The sequence below is a fragment of the Pseudoalteromonas sp. TB51 genome, assembly GCF_000498055.1.
In the GTDB taxonomy this organism is placed as follows: domain Bacteria; phylum Pseudomonadota; class Gammaproteobacteria; order Enterobacterales; family Alteromonadaceae; genus Pseudoalteromonas; species Pseudoalteromonas atlantica.
Genome location: NZ_AUTO01000059.1, coordinates 1 through 21591, shown reverse-complemented (window position 1 = coordinate 21591; position 21591 = coordinate 1). Strand labels below are relative to the sequence as shown.

16 protein-coding genes and 1 pseudogene are annotated in these 21591 nt (G+C 41.0%); 7 read left to right on the top strand and 10 right to left on the bottom strand.

The window, feature by feature from the left end:
* Positions 1–86 precede the first annotated feature (86 nt).
* The 5 genes from L650_RS0102130 (at position 87) to L650_RS0102115 (ending at position 8301) form a co-directional block, all read left to right on the top strand.
* Complete coding sequence (locus L650_RS0102130; protein ID WP_029772019.1) at positions 87–1949, top strand: DUF262 domain-containing protein; 1863 nt, start codon at positions 87–89, stop codon at positions 1947–1949.
* Positions 1942–3903, top strand: coding sequence for a DUF262 domain-containing protein (locus L650_RS0102125; RefSeq protein WP_223230513.1), 1962 nt, complete (start codon positions 1942–1944; stop codon positions 3901–3903). The genes L650_RS0102130 and L650_RS0102125 overlap by 8 nt, the downstream gene beginning before the upstream one ends.
* A gap of 78 nt (positions 3904–3981) precedes the next feature.
* Entirely contained in the window at positions 3982–4413 is a 432-nt protein-coding gene (locus L650_RS24415; RefSeq protein ID WP_223230512.1) for a hypothetical protein, read from the top strand.
* A complete protein-coding gene (locus L650_RS0102120) occupies positions 4406–7555 on the top strand; it encodes a type I restriction endonuclease subunit R (RefSeq protein ID WP_029772018.1) in 3150 nt (1049 codons plus the stop codon). Before L650_RS24415 ends, L650_RS0102120 begins: the two co-directional genes overlap by 8 nt.
* Positions 7555–8301, top strand: coding sequence for a M48 family metallopeptidase (locus L650_RS0102115; RefSeq protein ID WP_008112425.1), 747 nt, complete (start codon positions 7555–7557; stop codon positions 8299–8301). The genes L650_RS0102120 and L650_RS0102115 overlap by 1 nt, the downstream gene beginning before the upstream one ends.
* Here the strand turns inward: L650_RS0102115 and L650_RS0102110 are convergent.
* The 5 genes and pseudogenes from L650_RS0102110 to L650_RS0102085 form a co-directional block, all read right to left on the bottom strand.
* Positions 8295–8645, bottom strand: a complete 351-nt coding sequence (locus tag L650_RS0102110) for a hypothetical protein (RefSeq protein WP_029772016.1) — start codon at positions 8643–8645, stop codon at positions 8295–8297. The two genes, L650_RS0102115 and L650_RS0102110, sit on opposite strands and share 7 nt — an antisense overlap.
* A gap of 415 nt (positions 8646–9060) precedes the next feature.
* Positions 9061–11952, bottom strand: coding sequence for an aminomethyl-transferring glycine dehydrogenase (gene gcvP / locus L650_RS0102100; RefSeq protein ID WP_029772015.1), 2892 nt, complete (start codon positions 11950–11952; stop codon positions 9061–9063).
* Between the two features lie 154 nt (positions 11953–12106).
* Complete coding sequence (gene gcvH / locus L650_RS0102095) at positions 12107–12496, bottom strand: glycine cleavage system protein GcvH (protein WP_004587592.1); 390 nt, start codon at positions 12494–12496, stop codon at positions 12107–12109.
* A gap of 72 nt (positions 12497–12568) precedes the next feature.
* Positions 12569–13651 (bottom strand): glycine cleavage system aminomethyltransferase GcvT, encoded by a 1083-nt coding sequence (gene gcvT / locus L650_RS0102090; protein WP_029772014.1) that lies wholly within the window; start codon positions 13649–13651, stop codon positions 12569–12571.
* A 98-nt stretch (positions 13652–13749) separates the two neighbouring features.
* A pseudogene (locus L650_RS0102085) lies at positions 13750–14350 on the bottom strand (hypothetical protein).
* Positions 14351–14476: 126 nt separating this feature from the next.
* Here L650_RS0102085 and L650_RS0102080 point away from each other — a divergent pair.
* Positions 14477–15325 carry a LysR family transcriptional regulator gene (locus L650_RS0102080; protein ID WP_029772013.1) on the top strand — a complete coding sequence of 283 codons (849 nt, stop codon included), beginning with the start codon at positions 14477–14479 and terminating at the stop codon, positions 15323–15325.
* A gap of 198 nt (positions 15326–15523) precedes the next feature.
* Here the strand turns inward: L650_RS0102080 and rlmB are convergent, their stop codons facing one another.
* The 5 genes from rlmB to L650_RS24225 form a co-directional block, all read right to left on the bottom strand.
* The gene (rlmB, locus tag L650_RS0102075) at positions 15524–16267 is read right to left on the bottom strand and encodes a 23S rRNA (guanosine(2251)-2'-O)-methyltransferase RlmB (RefSeq protein ID WP_029772012.1); all 744 of its coding nucleotides are present in this window, start codon (positions 16265–16267) and stop codon (positions 15524–15526) included.
* Positions 16264–18765, bottom strand: coding sequence for a ribonuclease R (gene rnr, locus L650_RS0102070; protein WP_029772011.1), 2502 nt, complete (start codon positions 18763–18765; stop codon positions 16264–16266). The genes rlmB and rnr overlap by 4 nt, the downstream gene beginning before the upstream one ends.
* Before the next feature lie 146 nt (positions 18766–18911).
* Complete coding sequence (locus L650_RS0102065) at positions 18912–19526, bottom strand: DNA-binding response regulator (protein ID WP_029772010.1); 615 nt, start codon at positions 19524–19526, stop codon at positions 18912–18914.
* A gap of 2 nt (positions 19527–19528) precedes the next feature.
* On the bottom strand, positions 19529–20626 hold the full coding sequence (locus L650_RS0102060) for a sensor histidine kinase (RefSeq protein ID WP_029772009.1): 1098 nt from the start codon (positions 20624–20626) through the stop codon (positions 19529–19531).
* Complete coding sequence (locus L650_RS24225; protein ID WP_164835528.1) at positions 20623–20793, bottom strand: hypothetical protein; 171 nt, start codon at positions 20791–20793, stop codon at positions 20623–20625. The genes L650_RS0102060 and L650_RS24225 overlap by 4 nt, the downstream gene beginning before the upstream one ends.
* Positions 20794–20950: 157 nt before the next feature.
* On the opposite strand from L650_RS24225, the gene L650_RS0102050 reads away from it, so the two are divergent.
* A partial coding sequence (locus L650_RS0102050) for a DMT family transporter (protein WP_029772008.1) occupies positions 20951–21591 on the top strand: 641 nt, incomplete at its 3' end.

Genomic DNA, 21591 nt, shown 5'->3' with positions numbered 1-21591 from the left:
CCCGCCAAATCAAGCAAGGCATGATGCAAGAGCTACTCACAGGCCGCACACGTTTACCAATTGATAACGAATAATAAGGAACATGGATGTCTGAATTTAACGAATTAGAATTAAAGCCCATTAACGACCTGCTTGACCTGTCGTTTTTTATTCCCGCCTATCAACGTGGCTATCGTTGGTCAAAAAGGCAGGTTACTGAACTGCTCGATGATATAAAAGAGTTTCAGCAACAAGCAGAAAATAGCAACAAGAACGCTTTTTATTGCTTACAGCCCATTGTGGTTAAGCAGCATAATGGCGATTGGGAGTTAGTTGATGGACAACAGAGGCTAACAACCATATACATCATTCTAACTTACTTAAAAAACATCCTTACTTTACTCGGCAAGTCTCGTTATGAATTGAGTTATGAGACCAGAGAAGAAAGTGCTGAATTCCTTCAAGATATAAATGAAGAACGCGGTGAGGAGAACATCGACTTTTTTCATATCGTAGAAGCTAAAAAAGCAGTAGAAGAATGGTTTGATGCACAAGATGGCACATATAAAGTTAACTTCATTCAGACATTACTAGGCCCCCACGACTCAAAGAAAAGTGTTCAAGTCATATGGTATCAAATTGACGAAACTGAAAATGTCACTGAGGTATTTACTCGACTAAACATGGGTAAAATCCCTCTGGTTAATGCCGAGTTAGTTAAAGCGCTATTTTTAAAGTCGAGTAACTTTGCCCAAGATGTTAATGATTCCAATATAAAAAAACCAATTCAAGATCTTCAGCAATTAAGAATTTCTCAAGAGTGGGATACCATTGAAAAACGCTTACAAGATGATGCGTTTTGGTATTTTATTAGCAACAAATCTATTACCACCAATCGTATCGAATTTGTGCTGGATTTGGCATCCAGAGAGTTAGATAGCGAAGGAATTATAGACACAGATAAGTTAAAAATATTTCTGACGTTCAACCGATTACTTTCAAATAGTGATGATAAAGATAAGCCTGTCGATGTTGCTAGTGAATGGCTAAAGATAAAACAGTGTTTTATGACGTTAGAAGAGTGGTATAACGACCGTGCTTTGTTTCACTTGATTGGCTATTTAGTCTCGCAAAGAGTTTCTATCGCTCAAATTTTCGATTTACATCAAGAGGCACTCACAAAGTATGATTTTCGACAGTCATTATTGAAGTTAGTCTTCAGTAAGACCTTTAACGGTAAAGAGATAGATACATTATCTCAAGAATGGCTAGATGAGAGGCTAAACGCATTCACTTATGAATCTGGAGCGCATAAGCTCAGACCAATACTATTGCTGTTTAACGTAGCTAGCTTACTTGCCAACCCTGCGACCAATGCGCGTTTTCAATTTGATAAATATAAATTAGATAGTTGGGATATTGAACATATCCGCTCAGTGGCATCCGATATGCCAAATAGTAAAGACAAGCAAAAAGCATGGCTTGAAAACGTTGTTGCTTATATCTCTAGTGATGAGTCCAAAGAAGCTGAAGAGTCTGGCGTTGATAAAAACAGTCAAGAGCTATCTATAAAACTTGAAGCAACAGAGTTACTGCAAGCAACCAACTTCAACAATGATCAATTTGAAGCTGTGTACGACAGAGTGCGAGCGCATTACGACCCTGATGGAAATGAAGATGTTGATAACTCAATTGGCAATCTAACTTTGCTAGATAGCAGAACTAACCGTAGCTATCAAAATACAGTATTTCCTATTAAACGAGCGAGGATCATCGCATTAGATAAAAAGGCAACCTTTGTTCCGCTATGCACTAAGAATGCTTTTCTTAAGTATTACAGCCAACAGGTAGATAAGATGCTGTATTGGGAAGCTAAAGATAGCGAAGATCATCAAAGAGCTATGGTAGAAATGTTACTCGGTTTCTTTCAAGGAGTGGGCGTTCATCAAAAGGAGTTAGGACATGAATAAGGGAAAAAGCTTAACGTTTTACGGTCTATTTGATGTTGTTGAAGCGATAGAAATTCCAATATTGCAACGTGATTATGCTCAAGGTCGAAAAGAAGAAGGTGAAGTTAGAACACTGTTTTTAAATTCATTATACCAAGCGCTAAATAGCAATGATGAGTCACGCCAGCCTCTAGATTTAGACTTTGTTTACGGAAATTTTGAAGAAGGACAAAGTAAGGCATTTTCTGTTCTTGATGGACAGCAGCGCTTAACCACGTTGTTTTTACTGTATTGGTATTTAGCAATACAAAACGGTCATATCGCAGAATTTAGAGAGCGGTTTGTCACTGATGAACAACGATCTCGCTTTACTTATAAGATACGTCCAAGCACAACCGAGTTTTTTGATGCATTAACATCCAAAGATATTGAAATATCGAATGCAACAATAAGTAAGCAGATTAAAAATAGTCAGTGGTTTTATTTGTCATGGCAACAAGATCCAACCGTACAAGCTTGTTTGAATATGCTTGATGCAATTCAAGCATTGTTTTCGCAAAACGATGTCAATTTGTACGAGCGAATCACCAATACAAGTGAACCTTACATTACCTTTCAGTTTTTAGATCTTCATTCTTTTGGTTTGTCAGATGAGCTTTATATAAAAATGAATGCTCGTGGTAAACCGCTTACAATATTTGAAAATTTTAAAGCCAAGTTAGAGCAAAAGATTAAGTCATTTGACGGGCCTTGGCCTGAATACACTCTACCTTTTCAAGACAGTGCTAGCGGTTATGAGTACTTCATACATAAGATAGATACTGATTGGGCTGATTTGTTCTGGCCTTATAGAAATGTTTGCTCTAGTGACGATACCTTTGATGATGAGTTAATGAATTTCATTCGACTTGTCATCGCCTATCAATATCTCGTTGATCATAAAGATTCGTCTATCGAGCTTCATGTTAATAGTGGCAAACTCTTTGGTCGAAACGGGAGATTAGAACCCTTTACACTGTCCCAATATGAAGAATTAGGATCTTTAAATAAAGAATTCATTATTCGGCTGATTAGTTACCTTGACCTCATCTATAGAGATGGATTGGTCGATAATAAAATAAATAGCTACTTAGACACTGATTACTACTACAACGAACACAAAACATTCAAGAATGTATTGAAAAACGATGCTAGCTACGATGATAAACTTAGGTTTTACGCTTTTTACAGCTACCTTGCGAAATCACCAACTAATGAAGAGTTGAATGAATGGTTAAGGGTAATTTTTAATTTAACCGAAAACACCATTATCAATACCGCAGACGAGTTTAATAAAGCACTGTTTGGGATTGAAAACCTTTGCCAGCACGATACGCCTATATTAGAAACACTAGCTAAAAATGTTGAAACATCAGGTTTTACAGGTGCTCAGATAGTCGAAGAAAAGATCAAGGCTCATCTGCTGTTAAGGTCTAGTGAATGGCGAGAAGCAATTACCTGTGCAGAACAACATTCATTTCTGAAAGGCCAGATTGGTTGTATTTTAAATTTTGCTGAAATCCTAAGCTATTACCGAGAGCATGAACATTGCAACTGGAGTGCTGAAGAAGATAACGAGTATATAACTAGCTTCCTACGATATTCTAATGCGATTCAACGTGTGTTTGATCAAATTGAAAGCAGCTCAGCATCAATTGATTATTTGTGGGAAAGATCAGTATTAAGTAAAGGTGAATACTTCACCGATAAACGAGGCGACAAATACAATATGCTGTCTTCTCGCGATACTAGAAACAATATTCCTCGTGATCATAGTTGGAAACGATTATTACGTTTCGGCACAACTTCAATTGAGCAAAAGCAAAGATACGTTAAAGCAGTTCTTGATGACCCGCTATTTAATGCTGACGAAATACAAACATCACTTTCTGCTATTTGTTCCAATACTATTGAGTCTGAAGAAATTGAGCCGTGAAGAAAAGCATTAATTCAACATAAAGAGTTAATAGCGTATTGCCAGCAAGGCTTCATTGAGAAAAATAACTCTGAGTTTGTGTTGCTGGGGCAATCCCAGCGAAATCATACTCATGCTGAGTTATATACCAAAGCACTCGAAATTGACTTACGCAGAGATAAAAGCTCATTAGAGCCTTTTTCACTTTTATGGTATGAACAAGTTAAATCGCGAGAAGAAAGCGCACATTTAAAACTAAAGGGACTTGTTCATAATGGCGAAAGATATCACATAGAAATCCATAAAACAGGAAGTTGCTTCGATATTAGAGTCAAAGGTGGTGAAATCGAAAAGGCACCAGATTCTTTAACGGGGTTACTAGAGAGTGAAGGATTTGAATTGAGTGGAGTGTCGTTGTCTAGCCTCGGTTTTTACAAGCACTACAGTGATAAAAGTCAAAAAAGTATTGCTGATGTAAAATTAAAGATTCAAAAACTATGTGCAAGTTTAAAGGATTTAAACGATGAGTAATGTCGGTCAATTAGAACGTAAAACCCAAAACCGCGTGGTTAAGTTTTTTAAAGAACAGCTTAATTACGATTACTTAGGTAATTGGGAATACCGTGAAGGTAACAGCAATATTGAAAAAGACTTGCTGACTAAATGGCTTAAAGGTCGTGGAATTTCTGACTCACTAATTACCCGTACATTACGCCAACTTGATACTGCCGCAGCCCTCGGTGAAGGTAAAAAGCTCTTTGATGCGAACAAAGATGTTTATCGCCTACTCCGTTATGGCGTAAAGGAAAAAGAAGGCGCTGGTGAGCAGAACCAAACTGTTTGGCTAATAGACTGGAAAAACCCAGAAGCTAACGACTTTGCTATTGCTGAAGAAGTTACCGTAAAAGGTGAGCTGAAAAAGCGCCCTGATATCGTGATTTATGTGAATGGCATTGCACTTGGTGTAATTGAATTAAAACGCTCTTCAGTATCTGTCAGCGAAGGTATTCGCCAAAACTTAGACAATCAAAAGAAAGCGTTTATTCGTAACTTCTTTACCACTATGCAGCTTGTAATGGCAGGTAATGACTCCCAAGGTGTTCGCTACGGCACGATTGAAACATCTGAAAAATATTACCTTGAATGGAAGGAATGTAGCGGTAAAGAAAACCCGAATCCACTACCAGCAAAAGATATAAAAACAGAGAACTTACTCGATACTCATATCGCGCAATTGTGTGATAAAAAGCGCTTTTTGCAACTGATTCATGACTTTATTGTTTTTGACGCTGGGGTAAAGAAAACATGCCGACACAACCAATATTTCGGCATCCAAGCGGCACAGAAACACGTTACAACGCACGATGATGGAATCATTTGGCACACGCAAGGTTCAGGCAAAAGCTTAACGATGGTTTGGCTTGCCAAGTGGATACGCGAAAATGTGACAGATTCACGGGTGCTTATTGTTACTGACCGAACCGAATTAGACGAACAAATAGAAAAAGTATTCTCAGGTGTTGATGAAGAGATCTATCGCACAAAAAGCGGACGGGATTTAGTTGCCACACTCAATCAGCCCAACCCTTGGTTGTTTTGCTCTCTCGTTCATAAGTTTGGGCGAAATGGTGAAGCCGTTACTGACGAAGACGATGATGAGGCAACAAAAGATTACCTTGAAGCATTAACCAAAAACCTACCAACTGACTTTGCTGCAAAAGGTAATTTATTCGTTTTTGTCGATGAATGTCATCGAACTCAATCGGGCAAGTTGCATGAAGCAATGAAAGCCATTTTACCTGAAGCCATGTTTATCGGCTTTACAGGTACACCTCTGATGAAAAAGGACAAGAAGAAATCCTTGGAAGTCTTCGGCCCTTATATTCACACTTATAAATTTGATGAAGCCGTGAATGACGGTGTGGTGCTAGATCTGCGTTATGAAGCAAGAGATATTGATCAGCATTTAACCTCAGAAAAAAAAGTAGACCAGTGGTTTGAAGCTAAGACTAAAGGACTTTCTAACCTTGCTAAAATGCAGCTCAAACAAAAATGGGGCACCATGCAAAAAGTGCTCTCCAGCAAATCTCGCTTAGAACAAATTGTTAGCGACATTTTAATGGATATGGAAATCAAACCTGCACTGATGTCTTGTAGAGGCAACGCCATGCTTGTGTGCGCTAGCGTCCATCAAGCATGTGTTGTTTATGATTTGTTTAGTAAGTCCGATCTTGCAGGAAAATGTGCAGTAGTAACCAGTTATCAGCCAGTCGCAGGCGCTATAAAAGGCGAAGAATCTGGTGAAGGTTTAACTGAAAAGCTATTTAAATATGACACCTATCGCAAGATGTTAGCTGAGTACTTTGAGCAAAGCGAAGAAGAAGCCGCGAAACGTGTTGAAGAGTTTGAAAAGGCCGTTAAGAAACGATTTATTGAAGAGCCGGGGCAAATGCGCCTGCTTATCGTTGTAGATAAGCTGCTCACAGGTTTCGATGCCCCTTCTGCGACCTACCTCTATATCGATAAGAAGATGGCTGATCACAACTTATTCCAAGCGATCTGCCGGGTAAACAGACTAGATGGTGAAGATAAAGACTACGGTTATATCATAGACTACAAAGACTTATTTCGTTCACTTGATAAAGCCATTAAAGATTACACAGCCGAAGCGTTTGATGGCTACGATGCTGACGATGTTAAAGGGCTTTTAAAAGATCGCTTACAAGAATCTCGTGCAGATTTAGACAATGCGCTGGAGGCAGTACGAGCGTTATGTGAACCAGTGAAAGCACCTAGAAATACTAAAGACTTTATCCATTATTTTTGTGGTGAATCGGGTGTTGAACCTAAAGATGAAAGTGAGCGCACTGAAAAAGAAGCACTGCGTTTAACTCTATATCAATCAGTGGCTAAACTGATTCGCGCATACACCAACCTTGCTAATGAAATGGAGCAAGCTGGTTACACCTTTGAAGAAACCGAAAATATTAAGAAAGAGGTCGCGTACTTCGAAAAGGTGCGTGATGAAGTCAAACTCGCCAGCGGTGATTTGCTCGAAATGAAACGTTTTGAGCCTGCGATGCGTCATCTATTGGATATGTATATTCGAGCTGATGACAGTGAGTTACTGATGGATTTTGAAGAGTTAGGCTTGATTGATCTAGTAGTGAACAACAACGGTAAAAGTTTAGAAGATTTACCTGAAGGCTTGCGTAATAATGAAGATGCAATGGCTGAAGCTATTGAGAATAACGTAAGAAAAACTATCGTTGATGAAAACCCTGTAAACCCTAAATACTTCGACAGCATGGCAACGTTGCTCGATGAAATCATTAAGCAGCGAAGAGAACAAGCCATTAGCTATCAGGAATACCTTGAGCAGATCAAAGCTCTAGCCAATAAAGTGGTTAATCCAAGTGAAAATACCGCGCAAAACTACCCTACGTCTGTTGATACGCCAGCCAAACAAGCAATTTATGACAACTTAGGTAATGATGAAGTACTTACTACTAAAATTGATACCGCTGTTCGTTATACCAAGAAAGCTGATTGGCTTGGAGATAGGTTCAAGGAACGTGAGATAGCCAACGCAGTGCGAGAAGAAGCGGCTGGTTATAACATCAATATTGTTGATGTGATGGAGCTAATTAAAGCTCAGAAGGAATACCATTAGTGCGCCATACTAAAAGCAATGCTCAAAGCGTTGAAGTAGTTCGTATTGGCGATATTGATGTAGAGCTAAATCGCAGAGCTATTAAAAACATTCACTTAAGCGTACTACCGCCAAACGGCAAAGTACGCTTGTCTATCCCTAACGATACAAGTGAACAAAAGATCAGGCTGGCTATTGTTAATAAGCTTGCGTGGATTAAGAAACAGCAAGCTGACTTTGCAGGACAAGAACGACAATCAATTCGGGAAATGGTTAATGGTGAATGCCACTACCTATGGGGTAAGAAATACCGCTTAAAGCTTGTTGAGGCAAAAGCCAAATACAGTGTTACTGCAAAGGGAAATGGTAGCTTAGTAATGGCCGTTGCTGGAAATACGTCAAGCGACAATAAGCTCAAACTACTTAACCGTTTCTATCGAGATGAAATGCAACGCTCACTTGAGAATTTATTACCTCAATGGGAAAAAAAACTAGGTGTAAACGCTGGTTCTATCAACATCAAAAAGATGAAAACCAAATGGGGAAGCTGCAATATTCAAGCTAAGCGTATATGGCTTAACCTCGAACTTGCTAAGAAACCTCCAGAGTGCATTGAGTTCATACTTGCTCACGAATTACTTCATTTACTAGAGCGCCACCACAACGATAGATTCCGCTCTCTCATGGACAAGCATATGCCTAACTGGCGTGAACGCAGAGACTTACTTAATAGCTTGCCTCTGGCTTATGAAGATTGGAGTTATTGATTGTCTAAAACGATCATAGATCTCAATAAAGTAAGTGGAAGCATTTTCGCTTCCATTTCATTAGGTCTGGTTTGAAACTTCACCTTGATATTGATGTTATACAGTAAAGAAATAATTTTAGGTAATTCTTGCTGTTTAAAAGCGCCAGAAGGAATAAGAATACAATCAATGTTATTTGCCGATAACATAAGCTCTACTTTATGGCTCAACGTTTGTAACCCAATTTTATCAAGCTCAAAACACTGAGGTAAAAGTCGAACTTGAAGTTGTGGTGATTTGAGCAAATCAAGACAAAAGCGTTTGACGCTTGAGTAAGAAGATTTTTGAGTATTTAAAGTTTTCATGATTCCACCTTTAAAATTAATGACACATTAAATTTATTAGATGAAAAACCAAGTTCGCACAAGTTACAGATACGTATAACACGCTGTTTTAAAAGGATTTAATAAGCATAAAATTATATGCTTATTTTTATATTTATTAATTTACAAAGATTAGAACTACTTGAAATATATGCAGTAATTGATTTAGATATTTTTAGGTTTATTAATAAGTTATCGATATTAATATAAATAATTTGCTAAAAGTTTTTTTCATTTTTTTGAAAAATTAAATTAGCCTTCGAATTTGAAGCAAAAAAAGCGGACCATAAAGATCCGCTTTTCAATTTTGTTCTTAATCTGAATTAACCAACTTAATTAAGATACCCATCTTAATTAAAACGTTAACCCACTTAATTACATGATCACATCACAACTCTTAGTCGCGATATGTCTCTACCGCTGGGCATGAACATACTAAATTACGGTCACCGTATACGTCATCTATTCGTGTAACGGTTGGCCAGAACTTGTCTTTTGCTACTGAAGGCACTGGGAATGCAGCGTAAAAACGGTCGTACGCGCGGTCCCATTCGTTACCTAACACGTCTGCTTGTGTATGCGGTGCAAATACAAGTGGGTTGTTTTCAATTGACCATTCGCCAGAGATTACTTTGTCGATTTCGCCTTTAATTGACACCATTGCTTCGATAAAGCGGTCTATCTCGCCTTTTGACTCAGATTCAGTTGGCTCAATCATTAACGTGCCCGCTACAGGGAACGACATGGTTGGTGAATGGAAGCCGTAATCTTGCAAGCGCTTAGCTACGTCCATTTCGGTAATGCCTGATTGCTCTTTAAGTGGGCGTAGGTCAACAATACATTCGTGCGCAACGCGGTTGTTACGGCCACGGTATAAAATTGGGAAGTGCTGGCTTAACTCGTGCGTTAAGTAGTTAGCGTTCACAATCGCCATTTCAGTGGCTTGTTTTAAGCCCTCTGAGCCCATCATGGTAATGTAAGCCCATGAAATAGGTAAAATAGCGGCTGAGCCGTAAGGCGCTGCTGATACTGCACCGTTGTTAATGTTTGTACCCGGTACGTTAATTACGCTGTGGTTTGGCATAAATGGCGCAAGGTGCGATTTAACACCAATTGGACCTACACCTGGGCCGCCGCCACCGTGCGGAATACAAAACGTTTTGTGCAAGTTTAAGTGCGATACGTCTGAGCCAATAAAGCCTGGGCTTGTTACGCCTACTTGCGCGTTCATGTTTGCGCCGTCCATGTAAACTTGGCCGCCGTGCTCGTGCACAATGTCACAAATTTCGCGAATGGTTTCTTCGTAAACGCCGTGTGTAGATGGGTATGTGATCATAATACACGATAAGTTTTCAGACACTTCTTCGGCTTTCGCTTTTAGGTCGGCCATGTCTACGTTACCGTTTTTATCACAATCAACCACTACAATTTTCATGCTGGCCATTTGCGCAGATGCAGGGTTAGTACCGTGCGCTGAGCTTGGAATTAAACATACGTTACGGTGCGCATCGCCGCGTGACTCGTGGTATTTACGAATAGCAATTAAGCCTGCGTATTCACCTTGTGCGCCAGAGTTCGGCTGTAGTGAAACTGCATCGTACCCCGTAATATTAACTAGCCAGTCGTGCAGCTCGTTAATCATTATTTGGTAACCTTCGGCCTGATCGAGCGGGCAGAATGGGTGCAAGTTTGCAAATTCAGGCCATGTAATTGGGATCATCTCAGCGGTCGCGTTTAGTTTCATGGTACATGAACCTAGCGAGATCATTGAGTGGTTAAGCGCTAGATCTTTGTTTTCTAGGCGCTTAATGTAGCGAAGCATGTCTGTTTCGCTGTGGTAGCTATTAAAGTTTGGATGCGTTAATACTTCGTCATCACGTACTAAACTAGCTGGAATAGAATCGCTACCGTTTGCTTCAATATCGGCTGCAATACTATCTACGCTTAGGCCATGGCCTTCACCTAGTACAATATCAAATAGCTCTGCTACATCGGCGCGTGTGGTGGTTTCTGATACCGAAATAGAGTATTCGCCGTCGTGGTTTGTGGCAAAGTTAACGCCTTTGGCAAGTGCACGCGCTATTACGTCGTCTTTGCTGTCGCTCACTACTGTTAGTGTATCAAACCAGGTGCTGTGTTTAAGTGCTACACCTTTAGCTTTTAGGCCTGCAGCTAAAATATCAGCAAAGCGATGTATACGCTGCGCGATAGTTTTTAAGCCTTGTGGACCGTGGTACACCGCGTAAAACGCGGCCATGTTGGCAAGTAGTACCTGCGCTGTACAAATGTTTGAGTTGGCTTTGTCGCGGCGAATGTGTTGTTCACGCGTTTGCATGGCCATACGTAGTGCGTCGTTACCTAAACGGTCTTTAGATACGCCAATAATACGCCCTGGTAATGAACGTTTGTATGCGTCACGCGTTGCAAAAAATGCAGCGTGTGGTCCGCCGTAACCCATAGGTACACCAAAACGCTGAGCCGAACCAAGTACTACGTCGGCACCTAATTTACCCGGTGCTTTTAATAGTAATAAGCTCATAATGTCGGCAGCAACACAGGCAATGGCCTTTTTGCTTTGTACGCCGGCAATTAGGTCGGTTATATCGACTACTTCACCTGATGTAGTTGGGTATTGGAAAAGTGCGCCAAAAATGTCGTGGTTAACGGCATCTTCTGCTTTACCTACAATTATTTCAAAACCAAACTGCTCAGCACGGGTGCTTACTACGTCGATAGTTTGTGTGTGTACGTCGTCGGCAATAAAAAAGGCATTGGCTTTTTTAGCTTTAGATACGCGTTTTGCAAGGCCCATAGCCTCAGCTGCAGCGGTTGATTCGTCAAGTAACGAGGCACTTGCTAAATCTAGGCCTGTTAAATCTAGGGTCATAGTTTGAAAATTTAATAACGACTCTAAACGCCCTTGCGCAATTTCTGGCTGGTACGGCGTGTACGCAGTATACCAACCTGGGTTTTCTAGTACGTTACGTAAAATTACGTGCGGTACGTGCGTTGGGTGGTAGCCTTGGCCAATGTACGACTTGAAAACTTTATTTTTGCTTGCTACCGATTTTAAGTAGCTTAGTGTTTCAACTTCAGTACGGCTTTCGCCAACTGTTAATGGCTGCGCTAAGCGAATGCTTGCAGGTACAGTTTGGTCGATCAGCTCTTGCACACTTGATACTTCTAAAGCACTTAGCATATCGCTTACTTGTGCTGGGCTTGGCCCAATGTGGCGGCGAATAAAATCTTGCTTTTGCTCTAACTGTTCAAGAGATTTGGCGTTTGACATGCGTCTAGATTCCTATGATCCTAAATACTAACGGGTAATTAGTATTGATTAAAATATGTGATGATTTAATAACGTACTGTGTATGGGAAGTAGGCCGTTAAATCATAAAAGCCCCAAAAACAGTGAATGGGGCTTTTGTCATCTACTTAGAGTATTACTCTTCGTCGATTGTGTTAGCGTAGTCTTCTGCGCTAAGTAGGTTTTCAAGCTCTGACTCGTCAGTTGCTTTAATGCGGAATAACCAGCCGTCACCGTATGGGTCGTTGTTAACCGTTTCTGGTGCGTCTTCTAGCTCTTCGTTAATCGCTACAATTTCGCCGCCAACTGGTGCGTAAATGTCTGATGCAGCTTTAACCGACTCTGCTACTGCACAGTCTTCGCCTGCATCTACTGCATCGCCTACTTCTGGTAGTTCTACAAATACCATGTCGCCAAGCAGCTCTTGCGCATGCTCAGAAATACCCACAGTAAATGTACCGTCACCTTCGTTGCGAACCCACTCGTGAGAAGAGGCATATTTTAAATCGCTAGGGATATTGCTCATTATTTTGTTCCTTTGGTTTATATTGGGAGGATACCAATCACAATAATTATTGTGATTGGTATAACCAAATTTTTAAATGATTGATTTGCCGTTACGTACAAAGCTAGGCTTTACTACTTTAACGTTAACTAATTTTTTGCGCATTTCTACTTGGGCTGTATCCCCTGTTGAACGCGGTACACGTGCAAGAGCTACACTAAAACCAAGTGTTGGTGAGAAAGTACCTGAGGTAATTACCCCTTCTCCACCTTCAACAATTACTTTTGAGCCGCTACGCAATACGCCTTTTTCTTCAAGCACTAAACCAACAAGTTTATGGGTGCTTTTTTCGGCGCGTTGCTTAACAAGTACGTCACGACCAATAAAGTCACGATCTTCTGGTTCCCATGCAATAGTCCATGCCATGTTAGCTGCAAGTGGCGATACGCTTTCGTCCATATCTAGGCCGTAAAGGTTCATACCTGCTTCTAAACGTAGCGTGTCACGTGCACCTAAACCGGCTGGCGCTACACCTGCATCTAGCAGTTGTTGCCATAAATCGGCTGCTTGCTCGTTCGGTACTACAATTTCGTAACCGTCTTCGCCAGTATAACCCGTTGTGGCAATAAATAAATCACCCACTTGTACGCCAAAAAATGGCTTCATGCCTTCAACGGCTGCTTGTTGCTCAGGATTTAAAAGTGTGGCTGTTTTTGCTTTTGCGTTAGGGCCTTGTACTGCAATCATTGCAAACTCTGGGCGCTCAGTTACGGTTACTGTAAAGTCGGCCGATACTTTAGCTAAGTGAGCTAAATCTTTTTCGCGGGTGGCAGAATTTACCACTAAGCGATAAAACGTTTCGCTAAAGTAGTAAATAATTAAATCGTCGATTACGCCGCCTTGCTCGTTAAGCATGCCCGTGTAAAGCGCTTTACCTGGTACGGTTAATTTTGCTACGTCGTTTGCTACTAACTTGCGTAAAAATGCTTTTGCTTGTTCGCCTTCAATATCAACAATGGTCATGTGTGATACGTCAAACATACCTGCATCGGTACGCACTGCATTGTGTTCTTCTATTTGTGAGCCGTAGTTGATTGGCATTTCCCAGCCATGAAAATCAACCATTTTTGCGCCTGCTTCAAGGTGCTTAGCATGTAGTACAGTTTTAGAAGTCATAACATTCCTTCACTTTTAAATTAACCCTGTGCGGGCGTGGCTTAAATAGATTTAACTAAACAGGCAAACACGGTTATGTTTACCGGTTATTTTATGTATTAGGCAGCTTCGTTTTGCATTAGGGCAAAACCTTGTGCTTGTAAGTGCTGTTGCCATTTTTGTAGTTCTTGTTGCTTGGCTACTAACACAAAGTGCTGTTCGTCGTTTTTATCTATGGCGGTAATAAATACTTCGCCGCTTTGCGCGCCATAGCATAGTTGTGGGTTTGATAAACGCAGACCTGGCGTTAATTTAAACGCGCTAATTAAGGTATCAAATGCGTTTGCTCCACACAGCACAAGAGTTGCAAGGTCGCTACGTAGTACATAATCAATATCAAAACGAAGTTGCTGCTCGTTTATCAGTGCTTGTAATTGCAAGCTTGCGCTGTGCGGTAATACAAATCTAAATGCGGTTTCGCTAAAGTAATAAACGGCAAAGCTGTAATCAGAATTTAAATCACCATCTAGCGTGCCTTTTAGGCCTAAGCCGCTGGCTGTAAGCTTTGTGAGATCTAACCCTAAAATAGTGCTTAAAAATACACTGGTTTCACTGCCACTAAAATCCATTACAACGAGGTTGTTATTTGCTTGCACGGCATTGGTAACTGCACTTGCAGCATTGCTGTNGGCGGGCAAACATTATTGGGTTAAAAGTCATAACAAACACCTGTGTATTTTTGATACCAAAAGTATATTGCGCCACTGTGACAACAACAAATTGTAATTATTTATCAATTGATAAATAATACTTATATATGTAGCTATATAAATTGTAATTTTAAATATGAAAAACATATCAACCGACAGTTTGCGTACCTTTGTAATGGTTGTTGAGGTAGGTGGATTTGCAAAAGCCGGCGACCTACTGGGGTTATCGCAACCTGCGGTAAGCTTGCAAATTAAACGCCTTGAAGATTTACTCGGTTATAAATTATTTAAAAAGCAGGGCCAGCGCCAAGTGCTTAATCAGTACGGTGAGCTACTTTTGCCTATGGCAAAACAAATGATGCAGTATAACGATGCTATTTTGCAGCAGTTCACCTCAGAGAGCATAACCGGTAAAGTGCGCTTGGGTATTCCTAGCGAATTTGCAGCACGTATTTTGCCCTCTATTATTGGTGATTTTGTCTCGCTTTATCCTGAGGTATCGCTGGAGGTTAAATCGCGTTTAAGTAAACATTTGCTGTCGGCCTCAAGGCAAGATCAATTTGATCTTGTTTTAGCGCTTAACGAGCGCCTCAATTCAGACAAGTTCCCTATTTTTATGCAAGACGAGCTAGTATGGGTGGGCGACCTAGCACAGGCAAAAAATGAGGTAGTAACCTTAGTCACCGCGCCCGAGGGCTGTATTTATAGGCGCCGCGCTACAGATGCACTTAAAAGTGCCAATATAAAATACCGTATTGTTTACAGCAATGCCGATTTAACCGGCCTTATTGCCGCTTTAAAAGAAGGCTTAGGTATTACTGTACTGGCTAAAAGTACGGTGCCAAGCGATCTTAATTTTCAGGCACAAAGTAAATATTTACCAGCTCTTGGTAGCATAGGTATTAGCTTAATAAAAAGCGGTGGGGAGTCGGAGCATGCAGTAGACAAACTCGCTGAGTTTATCGCATTACGTTTAGGCTATTAGTGCGCGTTGGCGATTTGCTTAACCTGTAAAATTACCAACTACGCTACATAAAAAACGCCGAGGTTAAAATAACCTCGGCGTTTTGTAAGCTAAATTTGGCGCTAACTAAATCCCTTATTTAAACGATTAAATAACGAATTTTGTCTATCGACACGCTTAGCTGCCTAAAAATAAATATATTAATTAAGCAACTGGATATTAGTTATTTACGTTACGTTGGCGTAGCACTTCAAATAAACAAATACCGGTGGCTACCGATACATTTAAGCTAGAAACACTTCCTGCCATCGGAATTTTAACTAACACGTCGCAATGCTCACGCGTCAAACGGCGCATGCCCTCGCCCTCTGCTCCCATTACTATTGCCATTGGCCCAGTAAGGTTTGCATCAAACACGTGGGTGTCTGTTTCGCCAGCGGTGCCAACAACCCATACGCCTGCATCTTTAATTTCGCGAAGCGTACGCGCTAGGTTTGTTACCTGAATAAGCGGTACGGTTTCGGCTGCGCCACAGGCTACTTTTCGTGCTGTGCCGTTAAGCTTGGCCGACTTATCTTTAGGTACAATTATAGCGTGTACACCTGCTGCATCTGCGCTACGTAGGCAGGCACCTAAATTATGCGGATCGGTTATGCCATCAAGTACTAATAAAAACGGCGTGTCTTCGCGAGCAATGATCTCATCTAAATCTTTTTCGTTGTAAACACGCGCAGCTTTTACATTGGCAATAATGCCTTGGTGCTGCTCATCGTTTGCTTTGTTATCTAGCGCTTTTCGCTGCATAAATTGTACAGAAATACCAAATTTACGTGCTTCATTAATAATCGGGGATAAGCGCTTATCATCACGACCTTTTAGGGCATAAATTTCTAAAAAACGCTCTGGCTCTTTTGCTAAAATTGCTTCAACAGAGTGAAAGCCAAAAATTAATTCATTACTCACGTATTGTTTGCTCCTGGGCTATTACGTTTACGGGCATTTTTGCCTGGTCTTTTAGGCTTTTTAACTGCCTTTTTTTTCGGTTTTTTCTTAGCGGTGGTTTCAGCGGCTTTTTTACCGGCTGGCTTTGCGCCAGACTTACCCGCTGGTTTGCCTTTGCTTTTACTGGCTGGTTTTTTACCAGCTTTAGGTTTTTCATCGCCTGATGTGTTTTTTCCAGGGATTTTACCCGCTTTAAGCTGCGATCTTACACTTGCTGGTGCATGGCTTGATTTACCGCGCCCTGCTCCTTTAGCTGAGCCACGGCGACGCGCGTATCTATCTTGAGCTACATCACCACTGAGCGTTAAATTTATACGGCGCTCATCTAAACTTACCGAAGCAACTTGTACCGTTACTTTATCGCCAAGGCGGTAAACGGTATGTGTATGCTCGCCAATTAGGGTGTGTTTTGCACCATCATGATGGAAGTATTCATCACCTAAATTAGTAACATGGATCAGGCCATCAATTTGTAAGTCGTCTAGGCGTATAAATAAGCCAAAGTTAGTAACGGATGAAATAACCCCGTTAAACTCATCACCCACGTGGTCTTGCATAAACTCACATTTAAGCCAGTCGGCAACTTCACGCGTTGCGTCGTCTGCGCGGCGCTCGGTGGTTGAACACTGCTCACCTAGTTGGTCTACTTCATCATCGGTGTACGCGTATGCGCCCGATGTTTGCTGACCTTGTGCTTTTATTACCGCTTTAATTGCACGGTGTACCACTAAATCAGGGTAACGGCGAATCGGTGAGGTAAAGTGTGCGTACGCAGGCAGCGCTAAGCCAAAGTGGCCTATATTGTCTGGCTGATAAACCGCTTGCTTCATTGAACGAAGCAGCATGGTTTGAATAAGCTCGGCCTCTGGGCGGTCGCCTAAACGGGCTAACACTTGGGTAATTTCTTTCGGTGTAGGCTCATCGCTTAATGTGCTTTGAATGCCAAGCTCACTTAAAAACTGAGTAAAGTTACCTAGTTTTTCTTGATCTGGCTCATCGTGCACACGGTAAAGCGCGCTGGCTTCGTGTTTTTCTAATAATTTAGCCGCCGATACGTTGGCTAAAATCATACATTCTTCAATCAGTTTGTGCGCGTCGTTACGAACAACCGGCACAATTGATTCTATTTTACGGTGTGCGTTAAATACAAAACGCGTTTCGAGCGTTTCAAACTCAATAGCACCACGGGTTTGGCGCGCCGATTTAAGCGCCATATACATTTGCTGTAAGTCAGTTAAATGTGGCACAACGGGTGCGTATTCTTCGCGTAGTTTTTCATCGCCTTGTAAAATGGCATTTACTTTGGTGTAGGTTAAACGCGCATGTGAGTTCATCACCGCTTCGTAAAACTTATAACCCGAAAGCTTACCTGCGTCTGATACCGTCATTTCGGCAACCATACAAAGGCGGTCTACTTTAGGGTTAAGCGAACATAAACCGTTCGACAACACTTTTGGCAGCATTGGAATTACTTGCTCAGGAAAATACACTGAGTTACCGCGAGCAATCGCTTCTTTATTTAGCGGCGTGTTCATACCTACATAATGCGATACATCGGCAATGGCTACCCATAAGCGCCAGCCGCCAGATTTTTTACGCTCACAATATACGGCATCATCAAAGTCGCGGGCGTCTTCACCATCTATTGTGACCAGTGGCAGGTCGCGTAAATCTACACGGCCTTGTTTGTCGGCTTCATCAACAAACTCACCTAAATGAGCAACTTGTTCTTCCACTTCTTCTGGCCAAACATGAGGAATATCGTGATTGCGCAGTGCCACCTCTATTTCCATACCTGGCGCTAAATGCTCGCCCAGTACGTCAATAATTTTACCTACCGCGTTCATGTTACGGCTAGGATTTTGAGTGATTTGCACTTGCACCATTTGGTTATGGCGTGCGCCGTTTTCGCTGCCTGGCAGAATAATAATATCTTGGGTAATACGTGGGTCTTCGGCTACAACAACTGCAATACCATGCTCAACAAAGTAACGCCCTACAATAGGTGCGCGCTCGTTGGTAAGTACTTTAATTATGCGGGCATCACATTTTGAGCCTGAGCCACGTTTTGTGCCTTTAGCAAGTACGATGTCGCCGTGCAGCACCATGTTCATTTGATGCTTGGCTATAAACCAATCTTTGCTCTCGCCTTCAACTTCTAAAAAGCCAAAACCGTCTCTGTGGCCAATTACTTTGCCTTTGGTTAAACCGGCTTCGTCAATTAGGGCGTAACATTTAAACTTATTAAAATACAATTGGCCATCGCGCTCCATGGCACGAAGGCGGCGCTTAAATGCAATTTGGCGTTCGGTATCGTTTACAGCTAATTCATCACAAAGTTGCGTGAAGTTAGCAGGTTTTGAACGCTCTTGAAGGTGAGTAAGTATAAACTCACGACTAGGGACTGGGTTTTCGTACTTTTCTTGTTCTCGGCTGAGATTTGGATCTTGGTTTGACATTCACTATCTTGTTAGTTGGTTATGTAGGTATTTTAACCCATATACGTAAAATGAGACAGGTAAAAGCGTATGAAACTTTTAATAAACCGCTTTAATAAGTAAAACATACGCTTAATGGCCTTAATCATCACTTAATATAAGCGTGATTATAACCAGCCTTTTTGCTTTGCAATACGCGCTGCATCTACGCGGTTAGTGGCATTGAGTTTTGCGATAGCATCGGATAAATAATTACGTGTTGTGCCTTCGCTTATAAACAGCTGTTTGGCTATCTCGCTTGTTTTTAAGCCATCGCTTGCAAGCTTAAGTGCTTTGCGCTCTTTATCGGTGAGCGGGTCGGCGTCATCAAGCGCGTTAATGGCAAGCTCTGGGTCTATAACCTTTTGCCCTTGCATTACTTTTTTAAGTGCATTGATAAGCTCATCACTTGGTGCTTCTTTTAAAATGAAACCTTTAACGCCTAGGGCGAGCGAGCGCCTAATATAACCAGCTCGCGAAAACGTGGTCATAATAACCATTTTAATGGTTGGGAACGTGGCCGCTATTTGCTCACTTAGCTCTATACCGCTCATGTGTGGCATTTCAATATCGGTTAAAATTATGTCTGGCAATGCCTCATCGGCCAGTGCTTTTATTGCATTAAGGGCATCTTGGCCGTTACTGGCCTGGCCTATCACTTCAATATTAAAATCAAGGCTTAACAATGCCCCTACAGCGTCGCGCACGAGTGCTTGATCTTCCACTAAATATACTTTGATCATTGTTAATCCTTAGCTGAAATTGGCAGCATTACGTTTAAAGTAAACTTCTCGCCACAGGTAAACGCGGCATGGCCATTAAGTTGCTCTGCACGCTCTTTAATACCATTTAAACCGTTGCCTGCGTTTAACGTGCTGCAAGGTGCGTTATCAACCACACTTATATGCAGCTGATGCTGTGTTTGCTCTATATTTATTTCGGCGTTTTTATTACTGCTATGGCGTAATAAATTAGTTACCGCTTCTTTAATTATAAGCCCTGCGATCCCTTCTACTTTAGGGGGTAAGGTATTTAATACAACATTAAAGTTAACGTTAAACTCTTGCTCTATTAGCCTTTGTTTAAGCTGGGCTATTTGGCTTATTAAATTAAGTTGTTTTAAATCGCTTACGGCGTTTCTTACATCGCTAAGTAACTGCCTTGCCAGATCTGCTACTTGTGCTATTTCGTTATTGGCTTGGTCGTAGCGCTCTCCTTGATTTAGCTTATTAGCAAGCTCAGCTTTTAAAGCAATAGATGATAGTGAGTGGCCTAAAATATCGTGTAGGTCGCGCGCTATACGTTCGCGCTCAGCAATAGCAGCTAATTGCTCTAATTGGTTAGCGCTTTCTTGTTCGCGCTTTTTATGCAGGCGCTCTTTTTGGGTTGCAATGCCAAAAGCCAGCAGCGCTCCTGATATTAATAAAGTGCCGGCTAAAAAGTATTTTATGTTTGCTATATCTGCCAAATAGGCGCTTAACGCCACCGTAAATATAAGGCTAAAAACGGCATATAATCTGCTTTTTTTAGCGTATGACTCACCAGCTATAAACGCGATAAAACCAAATAATGTAGAGGTACCTGTGGTATAAAATGTAGCGCTAAAACACACCACTAACATAATAACAAACAGCGTTGTTATACGCTTTGTTTCACAGTGCATGGCTTTTATGTAAAGCAAAATAAATACAATATAAAACGCCACGCTCATTACAATGGTATTGACTGGCAAGTTAGATAGATTAAAAAGAGTCGGAAGCAAATAAAACCCAGTAAAAATTAAAGGTGCGTATTCCCAAAACTTTTTATTACTGGGCTTTGAAAGCGTATTTGTTGTACTCATGCCAGTGCCCCTAGTTCATTGTTATTGTTTATAACATTATTTTTATTAATAAATATAAATAACACAAAAATACTAATGAGTATAAAGTAATCATTTATTGAAACACTAAAGCTAAGTGATTCTAAAAACTCGCTAATAGCGAGACTTATTAAAATTAACGTATTCATAGCCACCTCCCATTAAGATAAGTTAACTATGCCAAAACCAAAAAATTATAAGAGTGTGAAATGTCATTAACTTTGCTGACATTTGTCATGTTTTAAAAATTTCATCCTGTGAGTTCGCACCCAGTGATAAGATAATAAAAAAGGAGTTCTCATTTAAATGCAGCCACAACAGCAAAGCCTGATTTACTTACATATTGCCGTGTTACTTTTTGGGGGCACCGCCCTTTTTGCAAAGTTAATAGGGTTAAATGCAATTGATATTACGGTGTATCGTACCGCTATTGCTGGCATGGCAATTTTGGCTATGCTGTATTTTCAAAAAAAACAAATTAAGTTAAACAAACCAAAAGATTACCTCATTGCGTTATTTTTAGGTGTGGCAGTAGGCATGCATTGGGTTACTTACTTTGCAGGCATGCAAATGGCGGGCGTAACTGTGGGTATGCTGGCTTTTTTTAGCTACCCAGTAATGACGGTGTTTTTAGAGCCCTTGTTTAATAAAAGCAGGCCCCAAGCAAAAGATATTATAAGCGCAGCTGTGGTTGTATTTGGTATATATTTACTCGTACCCAGCGCAAATTTAGGCGACGATGTAACCTTAGGGGTTATCATGGGTGTGGTTTCGGCTTTGTTTTTTTCGATTAGAAATATTACCCATAAGCGCTTTTTTAGCCAGTATGGCGGCCCACAAACCATGTTTTATCAAACCTTAGTGGCAAGTGTTATGCTTTGCGCATTTATTAAGGTCCCTGTGTATGAGGTGAGTAACCACGACCTTATTTTAATTGCTGTGGCGGG